Below are 20,302 nucleotides of genomic sequence, written 5' to 3'. Positions count from 1 at the left end.
AAATACGCGTCATTCGGCCCCGCCTCGTTGCAGGATCGAGCAGTGAGGCCAGCCATAGCCCCATCGCCAGGGCAATCCGGAACACGGCCCACCACCGAAGCGCACGGCCAGATACATGCTCTCGGCGATGATCTCGTAGGCTTGCTCGACGGTGGCGACATCCACGTCGTAATGTGCCGCAAGCCGGGCCTTGCGGCTCTCTCCGGTTTGCACGACGCAGCTGCGCAAGTCCGCATCGGCCTGCAATCTGGCGTCAAAGCTGGTCGCGGCATCCTGCGCCCCCGCGATCCCGTGATAGGCCCGGTCATGGGTGACACAGCAGGCTTCCCACGGCGGAGCATCGTCATGAGCGGCGGCAAAATCCGGCAGTTGTGCGGACACCAGCCGCCATACCTCGGACAGACCCCCGCTGCAGCCATCGGTCTCAAACGGAGCCAATCCGGCCCCGTCACCGGCGATCCTGTCGATCAGGGCGCGATGGGCCGGCATTTCGAGCGCCCGACCGATCCCGCCGCTCGCATCCTGCGCGGTCTGGCCAAGCGCGGCCTGGCCCGGCAGAAGCATGACCAGGACACAGACATCAAGGCGAGGCATCGCGATACTCTCCGGTATTGATCGACAGGCCAAGCTCTTCGGACATCCAGAGCACAAGGCGTTCCGCAGTGTTCAGTTCGGCGCGCAACTCGACGACCTGCCGCGCCAAGGCAGGTTCGTCAGTGATCAGCCCGTCCACCCCCATCGAAATCATCTTGGACATTTCCAACGGATCATTGACGGTCCACACATAGAGATCCTTGCCGGCCTCCTGAATGCTGCTCGCCATCCACGGGGTGGCGCGCCCCTTGCTCAGCGCGACAAAATCACCTTGCAACCGTGTCATGTCCCCCACGGCGGTTGCCGCAAGCACGCCCGCCGGCCAGTCAGGTTCGAGTTTCAACATCTTCTGAACCGCCGGGTATTTCAGCGACATGGTCGCGATATCGCCGACCATCCCGGTTTCCTTGACGATCGCGATCACGCGGTTTTCAAGATCCTCGTCGTGGCCATAATATTTCAGTTCGATCAAGACCTTGGAGCGACCCTTTGCCAATTCAAGCACATCGCGCAGCAAGGGGGTCCGCTGATCGGTATAGGCAGGATCGAACCATCCGCCGATGTCGATATCGGCAAGCTGCTGCACGGTCGCGTCCCAGATCTTGAGGTCGACACTCGACAGCTTCATGAAATCGCTGTCATGGATCACCACGACCTGACCATCCGCAGTTTCCTGAACATCGATCTCGATCCAGTCGGCCCCGTCATCAAGCGCCTTTTCGACCGAGGCCAGCGTGTTCTCCGGCCTGCTCCCCGCTGCACCGCGATGCGCGATGATCTCGACATCGTTCTGCGCCGAGATCTCGTCGAGCAGTTCGGCGGCAGACCAGAACCCGAGCAGGACGAAGACCAGCAGACCGGCGGCGATCCATTTCAACCTATGTCTTAACCGGACCGTCTCGCTCCGGGCCAAAGGTTGCAGATGGACGTCGTAGGTGAAGAACCCGTTGATCACATGGGCCAGCGCCCCGAGCGACAGGGCGGCTATCACAATGTTGACGAACCCCCACAGGCTCGCCATCGCCAGAGTCAGCACCAGAACCAATCGCAACCCGCCATCCACGGGCAGCGGCATCAGATTGAGAATACCGGTCGCGATGACCCCGACCAGCGCCATGCATGACACCCGAATGCCCAGCCAGATCACGATGTCGCGCTGCAACCGCATCCGTTGCCCCGCCATGCGCGTCGCGCTCATGGAAAAGGCGCGACGCGGGGGCGCATTCTCGAACAGCACGAGATGCAGGGACAACGCGCATCCGGTGAATTTCACCAGCAATATGATCGCGGCGATCAGGCCCAGGCCGCCAATCAGTCCGCCGGCGATCCAGATCTCCGACGGCATCTCGGTCAGGTAATAGTTGATATCGTAATCCGACAGCAGCAGCCACGCCACGCCCAACCCCAGCAGCACGAAAGGCATGACAATCGCCAACACGCGCAGCACGAACAGGACCGCAAAGACGATCAGTGGCCGCATGCGTCGCGCCACGGCCACCAGGGCCGCACGTACCCTGGCAAGGCGATCCCCTCTGTCGGCACGCCAGAGCGCCGCCATCAGCGCAAAGTCCAGAACCTCGACCAGCAGCAACAGCGCCAAAACCACCACTGCGGCGGCAAACCCGACCGGCGTCAGGAAGAATGCGGCGATATCCTGATCGGTCAACGCCGATTGATCGGACAACGACACCCCAAGATTGAGAAGCACCCCCAACAGAGGCGCCAGCAGCGCATAGATGGCCAGCCGCAAGACCAGGTAAAGACCGGTAATGACAAGCCCGCGCGACCACGCGGCCCGATAGGCGGAAATCACCGTGGTCAATGCGCTCATGTGCACAATGCTCCTGTAATGTGCGGGGCTCCTGTCATGTGCGGGGCTTGCGCCATGGAATCCCGGCCCCCGCCAAGGTGCAAGGGCGTGTCAGGCGTTTTCCAGATCCGCCGCCAACCGAAACCCGATGCGGCTTGCCGGAACGTCCGCGCTCGGTTTGGGCAGGGCGCGCAGCATGACGCTGAGCTGGCTCACATGCTGGATCAACTGCGTGCGGGCGCCGGTGCCGTCCCGACCGTAAAATGTAACGATATCAGGATCGTAAAAGCCCAGCCCCTCGATCCTCAGCACCCCGGCTCCGCCGCCGACAAAGCCCATGGCCACTTCATGCTCGTTGTCGAGCTGTTCTTCGAAGTTGCGGATGTACATGATCAGACGCTCATAGGCCCATTGCGCGGCGCTCTTGCCCGCCACCGGCTGCTTCAGGCGCTCGGGGACACAATCCGCTGTCTTGCAATTCTCGGGGTCGGCGTGGACCTCATGCATCCGGGGCAGGACATCGCCCTCGACGGCTTCGGCCGTTGTCTTGATATCGTCATCCATCTGAACCACCTCGCGCCTGGTACAACCATGCACCATCGTCGCTGCGGCTGCGACTGACAAGGCCCGCGTGAAAAAGATGATTCACATGCGCCACGGCTTCAACCAGCGCCAGACCATATTCGCCAGCGCCGATGCGCCGCTTGAAGAGGGTCGGAAAACAGGCGGCGGCGGTTTGCGGCGTGCTCAGGAACTCCTGCAACCGGCGAAGCGCCCCGTGGTGATTCTCGATAAGTTGCTGCAACCGGAACGGCAGACCGGTGAACGGCAGCTTGTGTCCGCCAAGCACCAGATGATCCTCGCGCGCCAGCAGCAACAAGCGTTCGCAGGCCTCGAGCCAGCCCTCGAGCGGATCGGCCTCGGGCTCGGTTGCGTAGACACCGATATTGGGGCTGATCGAACAGAGGATCTGGTCACCCGAAATCACCAGGTTGTCGTCACGGCTCCAGAATGTGGCATGTTCCGGCGCGTGACCGTTGCCGATATGAACGTCCCAGCAGCGCCCGCCCATGCGGATCGTGTCATCCTGTTTCACCCGCCGGAATCCAAGGGGCATGGGGGCGACGATATCCGCGTAGTTGAAGGGTTTTTCCTCGCTTCTCTGGGCGAGGATCGCCGCGTCCATCCCAGCACTGCGCCAGAATTCGATCGTCTCCGGCGGCGGCCTTTGCTGATCGTCAAGCAGCAGCATCCGGGCAAACAGCCATGACGTGCGCGTCGAGACCAGTTCGGCCCGGTATTCGCTCTGAAACCACCCTGCCAGCCCGACGTGATCCGGGTGATGATGGGTGACAACCACGCGATGTACCGGCTTGCCGCCGAGTGGCCCGGCCATCAGCTCCGTCCATATGCAGCGCGTCAGCCTGGAGTCGAACCCGGTGTCGATGATCGTCCAGCCATCACCGTCGTCCAGCGCATAGACATTCACGTGGTCAAGTTTCATCGGCAACGGCAGGCGCATCCACAACACGCCATCCGCCACCTCGATCGCCTCTCCGCGTCCGGGCGGGGTCGACCAGGGATAGCGGATGACGGGCGCGGACGCGCCATCCATGCTCATGCACTCAACTCGTCGGCATCCAGCGCAAAGAGACCCGATGCGCCGGACTGGGCGTGTTCCAACAGACCCACATGTTCCGGCAACATCCGCGTGATGTAGAACCGGGCCAGTTTCTCGCGGGCGCCGCCACGGTCGGCCAGGGCCGCCGCCAGGTGAAAATGACCGCCCAGAACCCGCGCGAAGGCCCGCAGATACGGCACCGCCCCGGCGAAGCGTTCGTTCATGTCGGTCTGCGACACCAGCCATTCGGTTGTTTCGCGCAGGGATTCGGTCGCCTGCCACACCGCCTCGGCCATCTCGGGGAAGGTTGCCCGCGCCGCCTCGGCATGTGCCTCGATTTCATCGAGCAAGCGTGATGCCGCCTCGCCGCCATCCATCATCTTGCGCGCCACGAGATCCATCGCCTGAATGCCATTGGTGCCCTCGTAAATCGCCGTCACCCGCACATCGCGATAGAATTGCGCCGCGCCGGTTTCCTCGATGAACCCCATGCCACCATGAACCTGCACGCCGGTCTGGGCGGTTTCGATCCCGACTTCGGTGCCGAAGGTCTTGGCAATCGGGGTCAGCAGGGCCGCCCGCGCCGCCCAGTCCGCATCTCCCGTGGCCGTCTGCATGTCGATCGCCACCGCACAGGCCAGCAGAATGGCGCGTGACGCGAACAGGTCGGCTTTCATCGTGGTCAGCATCCGGCGCACATCGGCATGGTCGATGATGGTGCCGCTCGGGGTTTTTCCCTGCTTGCGCTCAAGAGCATAGGCCAGCGCGTGCTGATAGGCCCCCTCGGCCACTCCGACACCCTGTCCACCGACGCCAAGACGCGCATTGTTCATCATCGTGAACATCGCCGCCATGCCGCCATGTTCCTTGCCTACGAGCCATCCGGTGGCCCCGTCATATTGCATGACGCAGGTCGGGCTGCCGTGCAGGCCCATCTTGTGCTCAAGGCTCACCACCTTGAGACTGTTCGCAACCCCGGCATTTCCGGCGTCGTCCGGCAGGTATTTGGGCACGAGGAACAGGCTGATCCCCTTGGTGCCCGGTGCCCCGTCGGGCAGACGGGCCAGCACGAGGTGACAGACATTCCCGGTAAAGTCGTTGTCGCCCCAGCTGATATAGATCTTCTGTCCGGTGATGGCATATGTGCCGTCGTCGTTGGGCACGGCCTTTGAGGACAGCGCGCCCACATCGGATCCGGCCTGCGGCTCGGTCAGGTTCATGGTGCCGGCCCACTCGCCACTGATCAGTTTCGGCAGGTACAGGTCACGCAGCGCGGCGCTCGCATGGTGTTCCAGCGCCTCGATCTGCCCCTGTGTCATCAGCGGCGCGAGTTGCAGCGACAGGCAGGCCGCGCTCATCATTTCATTGACGCTGGTGGTCAGCGTCATCGGCAGGCCCATGCCGCCATACTCCGGATTGCCGCTCATCCCGATCCAGCCGCCTTCAGCGATTGCGCGCCAGCCCTCGGCAAAACCCGGCGACGTGCGCAACACCCCGTTTTCGAGATGCGCCGGGTGCAGGTCGCCGTTGCGTTGCAGCGGCGCCATGACCTCTTCGCACATCTTGCCGGCCTCGGTGAGGATCGCGCTGACAAGATCGGGCGAGGCTTCTTCAAAGCGCCCGGTTCCGGCGACCCGGTCAAAGCCGACAACATGGCGAAACAGGAATTCGTAGTCTTGGACAGGCGCTCGGTACGGCATGAAGAACCTCTTGAATGGCGGGCGACGGGCTTGGCATTGCCGGGTGTCGCCACTATGGGACGGGGTAGACCCTATTGCAAACCAGCGCGCCTCCGGGCGCAACCAAAACGCCGCGTCACGGAAATGTCCGAAAAATCCACATTGAAGCTGTCCCCCTCGTCCGCGGATCTGGCGCGTGCCGCCGAACTGCTGGCCCGGGGCGAGCCGGTCGCCTTTCCCACCGAGACGGTCTACGGGCTGGGCGCGGATGCGCGCTCGGGTCCGGCGGTGGCACAGGTCTATGCCGCCAAGGGCCGGCCGGCCTTCAACCCCCTGATTGCACATGTTCCGGATGTCGAAACCGCACGAAAGCTGGTCATCTGGTCCCCCCTTGCGGAGCGGTTGGCGCAGGCCTTCTGGCCGGGGCCGCTGACGCTGGTTCTGCCCTTGCGCGCGGGTCACGGCATTGCCTCGCTGGTGACCGCGGGGCTTGAGACCCTGGCGGTACGGGTGCCGGCGCACCCGACGGCACAGGCCCTGCTGCGCAGGTTCGGCGGCCCGCTTGCCGCGCCGTCGGCAAACCCGTCAGGCCGAATCAGCCCGACCACTGCCGCCCACGTGCTGGCGGGGCTGGACGGGCATATCGCCGCCGTGGTCGATGACGGAGCCTGTGCGGTGGGGCTGGAATCCACAATCGTCGGGCTCATCGACGATATCCCGCGCCTGCTGCGCCCCGGTGGCCTGGCGACGGAACGGATCGAGCAGGTCATCGGCCAGGCCCTGCAACAGCATGCGACAGCCGACGCGCCCGTCGCGCCGGGCCAGTTGCTGTCGCATTACGCGCCCCGGGCCTCTCTGAGGCTGAATGCCGACACCGCGCACGCGGGCGAGGTCATGCTCGGCTTCGGCGCTGTCGGTGGAGACCTGAACCTGTCGCCGGATGGAGATATGGCGGAAGCCGCGGCAAATCTCTTTGGGCATCTGCACCGACTGGACCAGCTCGACCGTCCCATCGCGGTGGCACCGGTGCCGGAGCACGGGCTTGGCGTGGCGATCAATGACCGGCTGAGACGCGCAGCCGCGCCGCGCGATGCCCGGAATGTGCAGGATTTTGAGGGATGAGGGGCGCTGCCCCTCAAACTCCCCGGAGTATTTGACCAAAGATGAAGATCAGGCATGACCCGCGCTTGCCGACAGGCTGAGCGGATCGACGCCGAAGGAATGCAGGGCGGCGCCCCATTTTTCGTCATCCGCCCTGCCAAAGACAAGGTCTGCGTCCGCGTCCGCCGTCAGCCAGCCGTTCATGGAGATCTCGCCTTCGAGCTGGCCAGGGCCCCAACCGGCATATCCAAGCAACATGAGCGCGCGTTCCGGACCCTGGCCGGTGGCGATGTCTTCGAGTATGTCGAGCGTCGCGGTCATGCTGAATGCGTCGGAAATCGACAGCGATTGCAGATCAGACCGGTAATCCGGCGAGTGCAGGACAAAGCCCCTTGCGCCCTCGACAGGGCCTCCGAAATAGACGGTCATGTCCTGCGCGGGCGGGTCCGGCGTGATGTCGAGCTGCTCCAGCAGGTGCGACAGCCGCACGTCCTGGGCCGGTTTGTTCACGATCAGGCCCATCGCGCCCCGGACACCGTGGCTGCAGATCAAAATCACCGCATGCTCGAACCGCATGTCCCCCATGCCCGGCATCGCGATCAGCAGCTTTCCGGTCAGGTCCATATGATGTCGAGCCTTGGTGTCAGACGTGCCCATGGTTTCAACATGGCCCCAGCCCCCGCGCGGTGCAAGAGTCAGTTGATCGAATTGCCCGGTTGTCACGTTATTGACCGGAACGTGACTTGGCATTTTGGTGGCGAACGCGCATTTATCTCACATGAGACCACGCTTTGCATCCCTCCTCGGCCTTGCCACCGCGCTTGCGCTCGTCGCCATGCCGCCTGCCGCGCAGGTCAGAGTGGATGATCTGGTGCAGGCCGATGTACTGGATGGCGGTCTGACACCGCGCGGCACCTATATCAGTGCGCTTCGACTGACCTTGTCGGACGGGTGGAAGACCTATTGGCGGGCACCGGGGGATGCGGGCATTCCACCGCAATTCGACTGGGGCAGGTCGCAGAATCTCGGGCAGATCCAGATTACCTGGCCGACGCCGCGCGTGTTCGACCAGAACGGCATGCAGAGTATCGGTTACGAGACCCAACTGGTCCTGCCCGTCGAGATCACGCCCGCCGATCCCGATCGTCCCGTCCGGTTGCGGGGCAAGGTCGAACTGGGCATCTGCAAGGACATCTGCGTTCCCGGAACGCTTGTGGTGGATCACGAGCTTGATGCCGGGGCCGGCCGCAATCCTGCCATCGTCGCGGCGCTGGCGCAACGCCCGTTCAGCCGCAAAGAGGCCGGAGTGACCTCGGCCACATGTCGTCTGGCACCGGTTGCGGGCGGAATGCAGATCGAGGCGCATATTGCCATGCCCTCGGCCGGTGGACCCGAGATTGCGGTGATCGAACCCGGAAGTCCGCGAATCTGGGCATCGCAGACCGACAGCCGGCGGGATGGCGGCACGCTGGTTGCCACCAGCGAGTTCATCCCGGTCACAAACGGGCCGCTCGCGGTTGACCGGTCGGCAATACGTATCACCGTCCTTGGCCAGCGGCACGCGGTGGATATCCGTGGCTGCGCCCCGGGTTGAGGTGACGAAGCCGGGTCCAAGGCTTGGGGCGATCGCGGTTGTGATGTCCGACGGCCATGTGCTGTTGGCGCGGCGCAGGAACCCGCCCGATGCCGGGCTGTGGGGATTCCCCGGCGGCCATGTCGAGTACGGCGAGACCGCGCTTGCCGCTGCGGCACGGGAATTGAAAGAAGAAACGGGCATCGTCGCCACACCCGTTGATTATATCACCAATATCGACGTGATCCTGTGGGATGCGGATGGCAACCCGGCCGTGCAATACCTGCTGGCTGTGGTGCTGTGTGAGTATGTCGGCGGGACCCCCTGCCCGGCCGATGACGTCGAAGAGGCCGCGTGGGTTCCGTTTGACCATGTCAGGCGTGGCGACATCCCGATGAGCGACCGCGTGATCGAGGTGATTAATCAGGCCATCGCCCTGCGTCGGTAGACCAGAAACGCGCCCAGCCAGGCCAGGCTCACGATCACCATGGCTCCGGGCAAAAAGGCCAGGAAGGCGGCACGCATCGCCACCATGTCTCGCAGCGCGGGTACGAGAACCGCCAGAGGTGCGGGCAACGCGCCGGTTACCGCTGTCGCTCCGAGCGTGGCCGCCAGCCATGCGATCAGCACGATGCCGGTTGACCAGATGACGCCGCGCAGGCCGCGCGCTGGGCTACGCAGGGCCCGGCGCAACGCTGCGAGTGGTCGGGCAATATCCTGCTGCGCCGCCACTAGGGCCGGCACGACGAGCAGCACCAGCACCATGCCGGCGGCCAGCCCGTAAACCAACGTGATTACCGTGGGCTTGAGGAATTGCGCCTGCTGGCTTTGTTCAAAAAGCAGCGGCGCCAACCCCAGTACCGTTGTCAGCGTGGTCAGCATCACCGGTCGCAGACGGTCGGTCGTGCCTTCGATGATCGCTTGCTTGAGATTGCGTTCGCGAGCGTATTGGTCAATCGTCGTGACCAGGACAATGGAATCGTTGATGATGATTCCCGTCATCCCCAACAGACCGACAACGGTGAACATGCTGAGCGGAACATCCCATTGGTGATGTCCCCAGATCGTTCCGACAAGGCCGAAGGGAATGATCGCCATGACGACGAGCGGGCGCGTCCAGCTTGCAAAGACCCAGGCCAGCACAAGGTAGATCCCGGTCAGGCACAGGATAAGACCGTTGCGCGCATCAGTGAGAAAATCGCTTTCCTGCTCGCTCAGGCCGGACAGGCGCCAGTCGACCTGCCGCTCACTTGCGATTTTCGGCAGGATCTCGGTTTCCAGTGCTGTCTGGATTTCGGCGGCGCGGGCCGGGTCATCCTCGGCAATGTCGCCGGTGACCGAAATCAGCCGGAGGCCATTTTCGCGACGCACGGTGGAAAAACCTGTGCGCTGCTCGACGCTGACCACATCGGACAGGGGCACATAGACTCCCCCCGGTGTGCGCATATAGGTGCGCTCAAGGAAATCGGCGCTCAGTTCGCCCTCGGGCAGTTCCACCCGGATCGTCGCGCTGCGCGGACCATCCGGATAGGTCGCCGCCTCGATCCCGTTCAGCCGCGCGCGCAGCGCCCGCCCCAGCGTGTCGATGGTAAAACCCAACGCCTGTCCCTGTGGCGTCAAATCAAGGATCAGTTCCTCCTTGTCGTAGGCCAGATTGTCCTCGACAGCAGAGACTTCCGGATAACGCAGCAACGCCGTCTGCAAATCCTCGCTCGCGGTTTTCAGCGTCTGCACATCCGCGCCATGAAACTGGACGTCCAGAGCATCGCCGCCCGGCCCGGAACGCCAGCCGCGAAACGATACAACCTCGGCAAGCGGATGCCGGCGAACGCGGTCCTGAAGCTCGGCGACAAAGGCAAAACTCGAATAGGGGCGCAGATCCGCATCGATCAGCTCAATGGCGATGCCGCCCAGCAGGTCGTTGTCCTTGGTGTCCGCGCCGGGCAGGTTGCGCCCGGAATTGCCACCGGTTTCGGCCATCACATATTGCAGCGGGTTCGTGCCGTATCGCTCCTCGTACTCCCTGCCCAGTTCCTCGGTCGCGCGCTGCATCTCGCGCATCATCGCCATGGTATCGGCGCGCGTCGCCCCCTCGACCATCGCGAAATTTCCCGTCACGGAACCGTGTTCCGGCGCATTGAAGAACCGCCATTGCACATCCCCCCGGATGAACACCGCAATCTGGCTGGCAAGGATCGCCACGGCGGCTGCCAATACCACGTAACGCCCGGCGATCACCCAGCCCATGAATGGCGCAAACAACCGGTCCCGCACCCAGCGGAAACCGCGATTCACCATCCGGTTGGGCCAGTCATACCAATGGTCCCTCGCGGAATGGGCAATGGCATGGGACATATGATTGGGCAGGATCAGGAAACACTCGATAAGCGACGCGGCAAGCACGGCGATCACGGTAAAGGGGATATCCTTGATCAGATCGCCGAACCGTCCGCCAACCGCCGTCAGACCGAAAAAGGCGATCACCGTCGTCAGCGTTGCGGCAAAGACCGGCATCGACATGCGCCGCGCAGCATTCTCTGCGGCAGCGACCGGATGCTCGCCCAGTCGCCGGGCCCTGAAATCCGCGTGCTCACCGACAACGATGGCATCATCCACCACGATGCCGAGCGTGATGATCAGACCAAAAAGGCTGATCATGTTGATGGTAAGGCCACCGACATACATCAGCGCGATCGCGGCAAACATCGCCACCGGTATGCCCGCCGCAACCCAGAAGGCCGTGCGCGCATTCAGAAACAGGAACAACAGGGCGACCACCAGCGCGAGCCCCATGATACCATTGTCCACAAGGATGTTCAGCCGCCCGCTGATCGCTTCGGCGCGCGTGCGGATCAGGTCGATGGTCACCCCTGCGGGCAGGCTGAGCAGCATGTCGGCGGCGACCTCTTCGACCTGGCGCTGGATGCGGATGGCATCACCCTGGTCCGAGCGGTCGACGCGGATCGACATGGCAGGATTGTCGCCGACGAAATAGCTGCGATTGCGGTCCACGCCCTCGACCCGGATCGTCGCGAGATCGCCCACCGTCAGGTTCGAGCCGTCATCGTTTGTACGCAGAACAATCCCGGCAATATCCTCCGGCGCGCGCTTTTGCGTGCCGGTGCGCACGCGTGCATTGGCGCCGGAGACATCGCCTGCCGGACTGGTCTCGACCTCTGCGGCCACGGCCTGGGCTATTTCGGTCAGGCTGATGTCGTTCTGGATCAGCTTGACCGACGGCACCTCGATCAGGGTCTGCGGCGCGGCAACGCCCCGGATCGTCGTGCGCGTGACTCCGGCCGCAAAGAGCCGATTGACGAATTCGTCGGCAAACAGCGCCAGTTGCTTTGCGGCAATCGGGCCCGTGATCACCACATCCGTCACCCGATCGCGCCAGGCGCCGCGCCGCACGCTGGGCTCTTCCGCCTCGTCCGGCAGGGTGGTCACCGCGTCCACAGCCGCCTGGGTATCATCCGCGGCCCGCGCCATGTCCCAGCCCGGTTCGAACTCCAGCACGATGGTCGCGATCCCCTCGCGCGATGTGGAGGACGCGCTTTCGACGCCATCCACCGCCAGCAGGGTCGGTTCAAGCACCTGCACGATTGCCCCGTCGACATCTTCGGGCCCGGCGCCTTCCCATTCGACACGGACCGTTACCTCGTCGACGATCACATCGGGAAAGAACTGCGCACGCATGTTCGGGATGGATGCCGCGCCCAGAACCAGCATGAGCAACAGCAGCAGGTTCGCGACGGTGCGATGCCGGGTGAAATAGGACAGCACGCCGCCGGCCGCCTTGGGGATCTCGCGCGCCATCTCCGGTTACCCGCCGCTGCGGGCTTCGATGCGTTCGACCAGCCGGGACGGCACCCGCGCCTCTGACAGCTGGGCCAGCACCCGCGCCTTGGCCTCGGCCGGCATACGGTCATTGGCCCGCACCACCGCAACCAGCCGCGCACGGTGGTCCTCACTCAGTTCGAGCATGGCCTGTTCCGGTTCGGCGCGCGCCTCTTCGCGCAGGGGGCGCACGCGTATCCCCGCGCCAAGCAACGGAGTGCGCCCCACCACGACCTCGCGCCCTTCAAGAGCGGGCGCGCGCACCAGCACATCGTCTCCCTGCCGCCGCACCAGTTCGACAGAAAGGGTCTCGAGCCGGTCCTCGGGTCCGAGCAGCAGAACCGTCCGCGCAGCGTCCAGCGACGAGGCCGGCAGCCGTGTGACCCCTGCAATCGGTGGCTCCTGCACCGTGACGGCGACGAAATCGCCGGGCTTGAAACCCGGTGCCGTCGAGAGCCGCGCAAAGATCATCCGACCGGATTGCCCTTCGCCGGCAATGGCGCTGTCACGACTTATCCGCCCCTGCGCCATCAACTCTGCACCGGTCACGTCCAGCGTTGCCGTCACATCCGCAGTGAGCAAGTCACCATCCGTGTCCAGCAACCGCGAATATTGCGCCGTCGACACCCGGAACGCCACTTCGAGCGCATCGGGATCCACCAGCATCGCAAGTTTCTCATTCGCCGAGACAAGCCGCCCTTCGACGAGGCTGACCTCGCTGAGCGTGCCCTTGAACGGCGCGCGCATCGTGGTTTCGGCGAGATCGCGCTCTGCCGTGGCAATCGCGATGCGCACCCGCGCCAGCGCGGTGCCCGCCTGATCCACCCGCGCCTCGGCCTGCGCCACCGCCTGACGCCGCGACAACACGGCCTGGCGCGCGGACGCGGCGGCCAATTCCGCCGTCTCGACCGTCGCGGCGGTGCCGACGCCCCGCGCCTGCAGGTCCCTTTGCCGCTCGAATGCCCGCTCGCGCAGCGCGGCCTGATCCGCGGCAGCGGCCAGCTCATCACGCGCCAGCACCAGCACCCGCTCGGCATCGCGCTGCTCGGCCTCGGCATCGAGCCTGTCGCTTTGCAACCGGTCCAGTTCGGCCTGCGCATTGGCGGGGTCGATCTCGACCAGCACATCGCCTGCGCGAACCTCGCCCCCCTCTTCAAAGCTGTCGGCCAATGAAACGATCCGGCCGCTCACTGCCGTTCGCAGTTCCAGAAGGCGGCGGCTCTGAACCTGTCCGAACGCCTGCAACACCGGCGCAATCGTTTCGGTCTTGGCCGTGACCACGTTCACCGCGAAAACCCGCTCTTGCGTCTGCGGAGGGGTCCTGTCGTTGTTCATCCGCGATTGTACCGCCGACAACACGGTGGCCGCGGCATAGATCATCAATGCCAGCGTCACGGACGCCAGAAGCAGACCAACCAGGCTTTGTCGCAAAAATCGCATCAACACACATCCTTGGGGCGGTTGTCACGCCCACGCCCCAATGTAGCGCGACGCCGGAAAATACCAAACCACAAGGGTGTTACGCAGCGCGATGCTATTTCCGTCGCTGATGTTCGTCCAGTCGCGGCATGATTTCCACGAAATTGCAGGGGCGGTGACGATAGTCCAGTTGCAGCGACAGGATTTCGTCCCACGCATCCTTGCAAGCGCCCGGACTTCCCGGCAACGCGAAGAGGTATGTGCCCCCCGCAACGCCGCCGGTTGCGCGCGATTGCACGGCGCTGGTGCCGATCTTGGCCATCGACACCATGGTGAACACCGTGCCAAAGGCGTCTATCTCTTTTTCATAGACATCGCGATGGGCCTCGACGGTGACGTCCCGCCCGGTCAGGCCGGTGCCGCCGGTGCTGATCACCACGTCGATTGCACGGTCGGCGATCCATTTGCGCAGCTGCGCCGCGATGGCGTCGCGGTCGTCGCGGACGATCGTGCGATCCGCAAGAACGTGGCCCGCACCGGTCAGTCGCTCGACGAGAACCTGCCCGGAGCGGTCATCCGACGGGCTGCGTGTGTCTGATACCGTGAGGACCGCAATCCGCACCGGGATGAATGCCCTGCTGTCATCGATACGTGACATGTTTCACCTCTCGCGCGGTACAATATCGAACCAGTTGGGCGTGGGGCCGAGATTCGCCACCGCGCTGGCACCGATGACCCCACGTTCGCCCCATCTGTCATGAATATGGCCGCAAACCGCCAGTTGCGGCTGGATCCGGGCGATTGCGGCATGGATCGCCTCTGACCCGACGGATTGCCCCCTGGATGTCAGATCGGCGATACCCTTGGGCGGGGAATGCAAAACCAGTATGTCCGCCGCATCACAGGCCGCAAGCATGTCTTCCGCCTGCGTCTCCGACAGGTCGCAGGACCAATCACCAAAAGGCGTTTCCGGCACGGCATAGCCGAGGCCGAACAACCGCAGACCCGCAATCTCGGCGCTCTGACCGTGCAGGACAGTCGCCCCCTCCGGCGCGGCGGCAGCCAATTCGTCGCGGCTCTCGGAATTGCCCGGCACAAGGACCAGCGGCGCAGCGATCCCCGACAGCATCGCCATCGCCTCTGGCAGTCCCCGCCGCATGTTGCAGAAATCCCCGGCCCCGATCACGAGATCGGCCTCGGCACTTGCCTCGACGATCAACGCCGCACGGCTGCGTGCCCCGTGCAGGTCGGAAAAGGCCAGAATCTTCATGTATTTCCTTTCAATCGCGCCTGAAGGCTCAGCAAATCCGCCCAGGCTTCGCGCTTGGCAAGAGGCTGGCGCAACAGATAGGCCGGATGGCACATCGGCAGGACCGGACGCCCAAAGCCCTGCCCCCAGTTGCCCCGCAACCTGGTGATGCCACGCCGCCCCAGAACCGCATCACAGCTGATGTTGCCCATCGCGATGATGAAATCGGGTTCGGCGAGCTCCACGTGCCGTCGCAGGAACGGGCGCATCATCGCGATCTCGTCAGGTCTCGGATCGCGATTCTGCGGCGGCCGCCACGGCAGCACATTGGTGATATAGACCGATGTTTCGCGGCTCAGGTTCACCGCCGCCAGCATCCGGTCGAGCAACTGTCCCGCGCGTCCGACAAAGGGGCGCCCTTCGCGATCCTCGTCGCGTCCGGGCGCTTCGCCGATGATCATCACCCGTGCGCCCGCGACTCCGTCGCAGAACACGAGGTTGCGCGCCCCCTTTTTCAGTTCGCAATGCTCGAACCTCGCCAGCGCCGCGCGCAGCGCCTCCAGCGTGTCCGCCCGTTTCGCGGCCGCTTCGGCCACCGCAACCGGATCCTCCGCGGGTCGGGCCACGGGCATGTCGGGGGCATCCGGCTTGTCCACCCGTTTTTCCTGCTGCCACGGAGCAGCGCCGGGCAAATCATAGCGATTGACCGGATCGTCACCGATCGCGTCGGTCACGCCGAGTTCGAACTGCCACTCCAGAAGCGCGCGGGCGGTGTGATGATCGATTGCCGATTCCATGAATGGCACGTTAGTGCGCGTGCCGGTGCGCGGAAACCCTTGGGGGACACGCGGCGTGTAATTTCCTTGTGGCGCAGGGAAACCCGATCACTGGGCCGCGATCTGCCGGCGCAGGGTGGCGACGGCGCGCGCCTGGATGTCGGCATAGGGGATCAGTTGCTCCTTGAGGCGCTCAAGCTGCGGCACGCGCGACTCGTAATCCGCCTCAGACATGTCATTCAGAGCCGCGAGGATATCCGCCTCGCTCGTGCATTGGATGATGCCTTCGGGGTCGAGAAAATCGGGCAGGTTCGGACACCCCCAGTAAATCGGAACCGCTCCGCAGAACACCGCATCCAGCAGTTTCTCGGAAAAATAGTTCCGCTCGCGCATGTTCTCGATCACGACGGAATAGCGATAGGATGCAAGACCATCCGCCTTGTCGCGGAACGGAGCATAGCCGCCGCCCATCACATCAACATCCAGACGGCGCACCCGGACCTGATCGACCACCGCATGACGCAGTTTGTGACCCGTCGTGTCTTTCTTTGCAGATGCGATCAGCGAACATGTCCTGACCTTGGTCAGGTCGCGCGCGCGCCAATCGGGCACCCATGTTCCGCCCAGCGGGAACATCACCGCATTTGGGATCGTGTCGAGCAAGGTCTGGCTGAAGGTAAAAACGCGAAAGAACCGCCGATAGGTCAGCCACAGCAGGCGAATGTGCTTGGCATGGATGAAGGATGGTTCGCCCATCAGCAGCGTGACCCGCGCCCGCGTGCCCCAGTTGCGCCGGAAATGCATGCTCGTGCGCGGAAAAGCGATCAGGTGATCGTCAGGCCGCAATTCCCCGATGCTGGCCCCGACATAGCGCACGGGGCATCCCTCCGGCCAGATCAGGTCGGTGACGGGCCGCGCTGCAAGGCCGGGGCCAAGCGCCTTCCCGTAGGGCAGGATCGCGATTGCCGGCGCCTCAGCCATGGGGCATGTCAACCTCGCCGCGCATCAGTATATGCCCATGCCCGGCAACCCGGATACCGGTCATCGCATCGCGCGGTCCCACGCGGGTGACCCGCGCCTGTCCGGGGCGTCCCATCCAGTGCCCCTGCTGCGCGACGAAACTGTCCTTGTCCATCAGACCGTGATGCCACAGATAGGCCGCCATCGCCCCGGTCGCCGACCCGGTAAATGGATCTTCGGGCGGGCTGGGCGGGGCCAGCAGCAGGCGCGAAAATGTATCTCCGGCGGTTGTTGCACCGGTCAATGTCACAAGAAATGGCTCCATAAAATCAGCGCCATTATAACCGAGATCGGCCGTCATGTCTCGCAGCGCGTCGATATTCAGCCGCGCGGCGCGCAGATCGCCGTGGTCTCGCAGGACGGTGACGCAGAAAGGGAGGCCGGTTGAAACAACCTGAGGCTGGGCGACAATGGCCTCGGGCATCAATCCTATCGTGTGGGCCACCCGCGCAGCGCTCGGGGTGGCACCGAACACGGGGGCAACCTGCGTCATCTCGATCAACGCGCCATCGAGATGCACCTCGACCACCCCGGCCCCGGTCTCGAGCCGCAGACTGTCGCCAGTGATCAGACCGCGGGACCGCATCGCCGCTACGGTGGCAATTGTCGGGTGCCCGGCAAAGGGGATTTCCCGACTGGCAAGGAAATAACGCACGCGGATATCGGCGACGTCGAAGGGACCGGTGAAGGTACATTCGACAAGCGATGTCTCCCGCACATAGGCCATGCAGGTCGCGTCGCTCAGACCGGCCCCGCCATGCACAACGGCACAGCCATTGCCGCAGAACGGGGTATCGGTGAACGCATCCACCCAGTCGAATTCATAAGTTGCCATAGCGGCCCCCGTTGATGGCAGCCTGGGCTGCCATCAGGCTTAGTGTACCGCTACAGGGGAATAATCATGCTGTCGAGCCAGGACAAAGGCCATCTTGCGATCGGAGACCAGCGCAAGCTGCTGGCCATCGGCGCTGTGGACCGCATAGAGATGCTCGAGTTCCCCGGCCTCTGCGCGCACTTCCTGCGGCAGATCGGTGACGTCCACGGTCTTGACATACACGATGCGATTCCGGGACTGGTCGAATTCATATGGCGTATTCATAACTTACCCTTTCCTGATACTGATCGTCTGAACCACGGTCTCGGGGGCGGCACGGGTCAGATCCACGTGCAACAGCCCGTTCTCCATGATCGCCTCACCGACCTCGACCCCGTCCGCCAGCACGAACATGCGCTGAAACTGTCGCGCGGCGATGCCACGGTGCAGATATATGCGCCCTTCGCTGTCATCGGACTGCCGCCCGCGAATCACCAGCTGCCTGTCTTCGACCGTGATCGAAAGATCGGATTCGGCGAAGCCTGCAACCGCCAGCGTGATCCGGTAGGACCGTTCGGACGTCTGTTCGATATTGAATGGGGGATACCCTTCGTTGCCGGTCTTCGAAGACCGCTCAAGCAGGCGTTCCAGTTGCTCGAACCCCAGCAGGTGGGGGTATGAAGCCAGAGTGAGTTTTGACACGTACTTCGTCCTTTGACATGAAAAGCGACGGTGCGCACGGTCCCGTTTCGGCAACCGTGCCCGATATACATGGGCTCAAACACGCAGATTAACAAGGTCTAGGCGAAAACATCTTCTGCGCATACTCTGGGCAGCATTACTGTCCCGATTCTGGATCGCACACATGAACGTCCAATCCGATCTCTCGATGAAAACCGATGACGTCTTGCGCGTCGAACTCGAGGTATTTCGCCGCGAACATCGCGATCTTGACGAAGCGATCACCGCGTTGACCGAACGCGGGACGGCAGACCAGCTGACTCTCAAACGTCTGAAAAAACAGAAACTGCGGCTCAAGGACATGATCGCGCTCATCGAAGATCGGCTTACACCGGACATCATCGCCTGAAATCCGGTGGCAAGCGCATTGCCTCGCCCGGTGATCCGGCTATAGTGCGCGCTCTTTTTGCTGGGCAGGGGTAGGCAATGGCCGACATTCAGGTGGGCATCATCATGGGAAGCCAATCCGATTGGGACACCATGAAGGAAGCGGCCGACATTCTCGTGCAACTTGATGTCCCGCACGAAACCCGCATCGTTTCCGCTCACAGGACCCCAGACCGGCTGTGGGACTATGGCAAGAGCGCGGTCGCCCGTGGATTGCGCGTGATCATTGCCGGCGCGGGCGGCGCAGCGCACCTCCCCGGGATGATGGCGTCCAAGACACGCGTGCCGGTCATCGGCGTTCCGGTCCAGACACGGGCGCTCTCGGGGGTCGATTCGCTCTATTCCATCGTTCAGATGCCGCGCGGCTTTCCGGTGGCGACAATGGCAATCGGCGCAGCGGGCGCGGCCAATGCGGGTCTCATGGCTGCCGGCATCCTCGCCTTGCAGGATTCGGACCTCGCCGCCCGGTTGGACGACTGGCGCGCGGCGCTCTCTGCCTCGATTCCCGAACGACCGGTCGACTGACCCATCCGAACCGGCCGCGTACCGACCCGCACATATCAAAAAGGACCTCGTCGTCATGGTAGAAACTCCCGGGCCCCTGCCGATCGGCGCAACCATCGGAATCCTCGGCGGCGGACAATTGGGCCGCATGCTCTCGGTCGCGGCGAGCCGCCTCGGCTTCCTGACACATATCTACGAGCCCGGTGCAAACCCGCCAGCGGGCCAGGTCGCCGACCGGGTCACCACCGCCGCCTATGACGACCGCGAGGCCCTGACCGCATTTGCCGCCTCGGTCGATGTCATCACCTACGAGTTCGAGAATATTCCGACCGAAGCGCTCGACATACTGGAAACAAAGAGACCGATCCGCCCCGGACGAGAAGCGCTCCGGATCAGCCAGGATCGCCTGACCGAGAAAACCTGTCTGCAGGGTCTGGGATTGCGCACCGCACCCTTTGCGGACATCGCATCCCTTGAAGACCTGACCCGTGCCGTCGACGAGATCGGCACCCCGGCGATCCTCAAGACGCGGCGATTTGGATATGACGGCAAGGGACAATCCCGGATCGCCGCACCGGCGGACGCCGAAGCCGCCTTTGCCGAGATGGCTGGCGCGCCTGCGATACTCGAAGGGTTCGTGGATTTCAGCCACGAGGTTTCCGTCATCGCGGCACGTGGCACCGATGGCCAGGTCGCCTGTTTCGATCCCGGCGAGAACCTGCATCGCGACGGCATCCTGCGCGCGACAACCGTCCCCGCGCGACTGTCGTCGGCGCAACGCACCGATGCGGTCCTTCTGGCCGCCAACATCCTGAATGCGCTCGATTATATCGGCGTGCTCGGCGTCGAACTGTTCGTGACGTCTCAGGGGCTGATCGTGAACGAGATTGCCCCGCGCGTGCACAATTCCGGCCACTGGACACAAAACGGCTGCACCGTGGATCAATTCGAGCAACATATCCGCGCCGTCATCGGCTGGCCGCTCGGAGACGGTCAGCGCTACGCAGACGTGGTAATGGAAAACCTGATCGGTGACGACATGGAACAGGTGCCCGTGCTCTCGCGCCAGCCGATGACGGCGCTGCACCTCTACGGCAAGACGGAGATCAAGCCAGGCCGCAAGATGGGGCATGTCAATCGCATCGTTCGGAAAGACTGAGAGCTCAGCTGACTATGG

General features: G+C 63.7%; 21 protein-coding genes. 6 read left to right on the top strand and 15 right to left on the bottom strand.

Translation table 11 applies throughout. The features are described 5' to 3' along the window. Positions 1-9: 9 nt before the first annotated feature. The 5 genes from AB9K34_RS13635 to AB9K34_RS13615 form a co-directional block, all read right to left on the bottom strand. The gene (locus AB9K34_RS13635; RefSeq protein ID WP_369954972.1) at positions 10-594 is read right to left on the bottom strand and encodes a hypothetical protein; all 585 of its coding nucleotides are present in this window, start codon (positions 592-594) and stop codon (positions 10-12) included. Beyond that, positions 581-2,425 (bottom strand): glycerophosphodiester phosphodiesterase family protein, encoded by a 1,845-nt coding sequence (locus tag AB9K34_RS13630; RefSeq protein ID WP_369954971.1) that lies wholly within the window; start codon positions 2,423-2,425, stop codon positions 581-583. The genes AB9K34_RS13635 and AB9K34_RS13630 overlap by 14 nt, the downstream gene beginning before the upstream one ends. 90 nt (positions 2,426-2,515) lie before the next feature. Next, positions 2,516-2,968 carry a DUF6173 family protein gene (locus tag AB9K34_RS13625; protein ID WP_369954970.1) on the bottom strand — a complete coding sequence of 151 codons (453 nt, stop codon included), beginning with the start codon at positions 2,966-2,968 and terminating at the stop codon, positions 2,516-2,518. Further along, a complete protein-coding gene (locus tag AB9K34_RS13620; RefSeq protein WP_369955048.1) occupies positions 2,961-4,019 on the bottom strand; it encodes an MBL fold metallo-hydrolase in 1,059 nt (352 codons plus the stop codon). Before AB9K34_RS13620 ends, AB9K34_RS13625 begins: the two co-directional genes overlap by 8 nt. Positions 4,020-4,021: 2 nt before the next feature. Beyond that, complete coding sequence (locus tag AB9K34_RS13615; RefSeq protein ID WP_369954969.1) at positions 4,022-5,725, bottom strand: acyl-CoA dehydrogenase; 1,704 nt, start codon at positions 5,723-5,725, stop codon at positions 4,022-4,024. Between the two features lie 123 nt (positions 5,726-5,848). Between AB9K34_RS13615 and AB9K34_RS13610 the strand changes: the two genes are divergently transcribed. Continuing rightward, positions 5,849-6,826 carry an L-threonylcarbamoyladenylate synthase gene (locus tag AB9K34_RS13610; protein ID WP_369954968.1) on the top strand — a complete coding sequence of 326 codons (978 nt, stop codon included), beginning with the start codon at positions 5,849-5,851 and terminating at the stop codon, positions 6,824-6,826. A 48-nt stretch (positions 6,827-6,874) separates the two neighbouring features. Here AB9K34_RS13610 and AB9K34_RS13605 read toward each other — a convergent pair whose 3' ends face one another. Continuing rightward, the gene (locus AB9K34_RS13605; protein WP_369955047.1) at positions 6,875-7,462 is read right to left on the bottom strand and encodes a YqgE/AlgH family protein; all 588 of its coding nucleotides are present in this window, start codon (positions 7,460-7,462) and stop codon (positions 6,875-6,877) included. Positions 7,463-7,583: 121 nt separating this feature from the next. Between AB9K34_RS13605 and AB9K34_RS13600 the strand changes: the two genes are divergently transcribed. Continuing rightward, entirely contained in the window at positions 7,584-8,399 is an 816-nt protein-coding gene (locus AB9K34_RS13600) for a protein-disulfide reductase DsbD domain-containing protein (RefSeq protein WP_369954967.1), read from the top strand. Next, the gene (locus tag AB9K34_RS13595) at positions 8,380-8,826 is read left to right on the top strand and encodes an NUDIX hydrolase (RefSeq protein ID WP_369954966.1); all 447 of its coding nucleotides are present in this window, start codon (positions 8,380-8,382) and stop codon (positions 8,824-8,826) included. Before AB9K34_RS13600 ends, AB9K34_RS13595 begins: the two co-directional genes overlap by 20 nt. Here AB9K34_RS13595 and AB9K34_RS13590 read toward each other — a convergent pair. The 9 genes from AB9K34_RS13590 to AB9K34_RS13550 all read right to left on the bottom strand — a co-directional run bounded on the left by AB9K34_RS13590 (position 8,802) and on the right by AB9K34_RS13550 (position 18,195). After that, positions 8,802-12,194, bottom strand: coding sequence for an efflux RND transporter permease subunit (locus tag AB9K34_RS13590; RefSeq protein WP_369954965.1), 3,393 nt, complete (start codon positions 12,192-12,194; stop codon positions 8,802-8,804). The genes AB9K34_RS13595 and AB9K34_RS13590 overlap by 25 nt on opposite strands. Positions 12,195-12,200: 6 nt before the next feature. Continuing rightward, a complete protein-coding gene (locus AB9K34_RS13585) occupies positions 12,201-13,655 on the bottom strand; it encodes an efflux RND transporter periplasmic adaptor subunit (RefSeq protein WP_369954964.1) in 1,455 nt (484 codons plus the stop codon). A gap of 94 nt (positions 13,656-13,749) precedes the next feature. Beyond that, positions 13,750-14,292, bottom strand: coding sequence for a molybdenum cofactor biosynthesis protein B (moaB, locus tag AB9K34_RS13580; RefSeq protein WP_369954963.1), 543 nt, complete (start codon positions 14,290-14,292; stop codon positions 13,750-13,752). A gap of 3 nt (positions 14,293-14,295) precedes the next feature. Continuing rightward, positions 14,296-14,904, bottom strand: coding sequence for a metallophosphoesterase family protein (locus tag AB9K34_RS13575; RefSeq protein ID WP_369954962.1), 609 nt, complete (start codon positions 14,902-14,904; stop codon positions 14,296-14,298). Next, a complete protein-coding gene (locus AB9K34_RS13570; protein WP_369954961.1) occupies positions 14,901-15,680 on the bottom strand; it encodes a uracil-DNA glycosylase family protein in 780 nt (259 codons plus the stop codon). The genes AB9K34_RS13575 and AB9K34_RS13570 overlap by 4 nt, the downstream gene beginning before the upstream one ends. A gap of 87 nt (positions 15,681-15,767) precedes the next feature. Beyond that, positions 15,768-16,640: a glycosyltransferase family 10 domain-containing protein gene (locus AB9K34_RS13565; RefSeq protein ID WP_369954960.1), complete on the bottom strand. Its 873-nt coding sequence runs from the start codon at positions 16,638-16,640 to the stop codon at positions 15,768-15,770. Next, positions 16,633-17,514, bottom strand: coding sequence for a PhzF family phenazine biosynthesis protein (locus tag AB9K34_RS13560; protein ID WP_369954959.1), 882 nt, complete (start codon positions 17,512-17,514; stop codon positions 16,633-16,635). Before AB9K34_RS13560 ends, AB9K34_RS13565 begins: the two co-directional genes overlap by 8 nt. A 39-nt stretch (positions 17,515-17,553) precedes the next feature. After that, positions 17,554-17,778 (bottom strand): DUF1150 family protein, encoded by a 225-nt coding sequence (locus AB9K34_RS13555; protein ID WP_369954958.1) that lies wholly within the window; start codon positions 17,776-17,778, stop codon positions 17,554-17,556. Between the two features lie 3 nt (positions 17,779-17,781). Next, on the bottom strand, positions 17,782-18,195 hold the full coding sequence (locus AB9K34_RS13550) for an Hsp20 family protein (protein ID WP_348446069.1): 414 nt from the start codon (positions 18,193-18,195) through the stop codon (positions 17,782-17,784). A 163-nt stretch (positions 18,196-18,358) separates the two neighbouring features. Here AB9K34_RS13550 and AB9K34_RS13545 point away from each other — a divergent pair, with 163 nt between their 5' ends. The 3 genes from AB9K34_RS13545 (at position 18,359) to AB9K34_RS13535 (ending at position 20,284) form a co-directional block, all read left to right on the top strand. After that, complete coding sequence (locus tag AB9K34_RS13545; RefSeq protein WP_369954957.1) at positions 18,359-18,583, top strand: YdcH family protein; 225 nt, start codon at positions 18,359-18,361, stop codon at positions 18,581-18,583. Between the two features lie 77 nt (positions 18,584-18,660). Beyond that, complete coding sequence (gene purE, locus AB9K34_RS13540) at positions 18,661-19,146, top strand: 5-(carboxyamino)imidazole ribonucleotide mutase (protein WP_369954956.1); 486 nt, start codon at positions 18,661-18,663, stop codon at positions 19,144-19,146. A 55-nt stretch (positions 19,147-19,201) separates the two neighbouring features. Then, positions 19,202-20,284, top strand: a complete 1,083-nt coding sequence (locus AB9K34_RS13535; protein ID WP_369954955.1) for a 5-(carboxyamino)imidazole ribonucleotide synthase — start codon at positions 19,202-19,204, stop codon at positions 20,282-20,284. Positions 20,285-20,302 lie beyond the last annotated feature (18 nt).

This window comes from Sedimentitalea sp. XS_ASV28 (assembly GCF_041224545.1).
Taxonomy (GTDB): Bacteria; Pseudomonadota; Alphaproteobacteria; order Rhodobacterales; family Rhodobacteraceae; genus Sedimentitalea.
The sequence above is the reverse complement of the archived record's forward strand: the minus strand, read 5'-3'. Positions and strand labels throughout refer to the sequence as shown.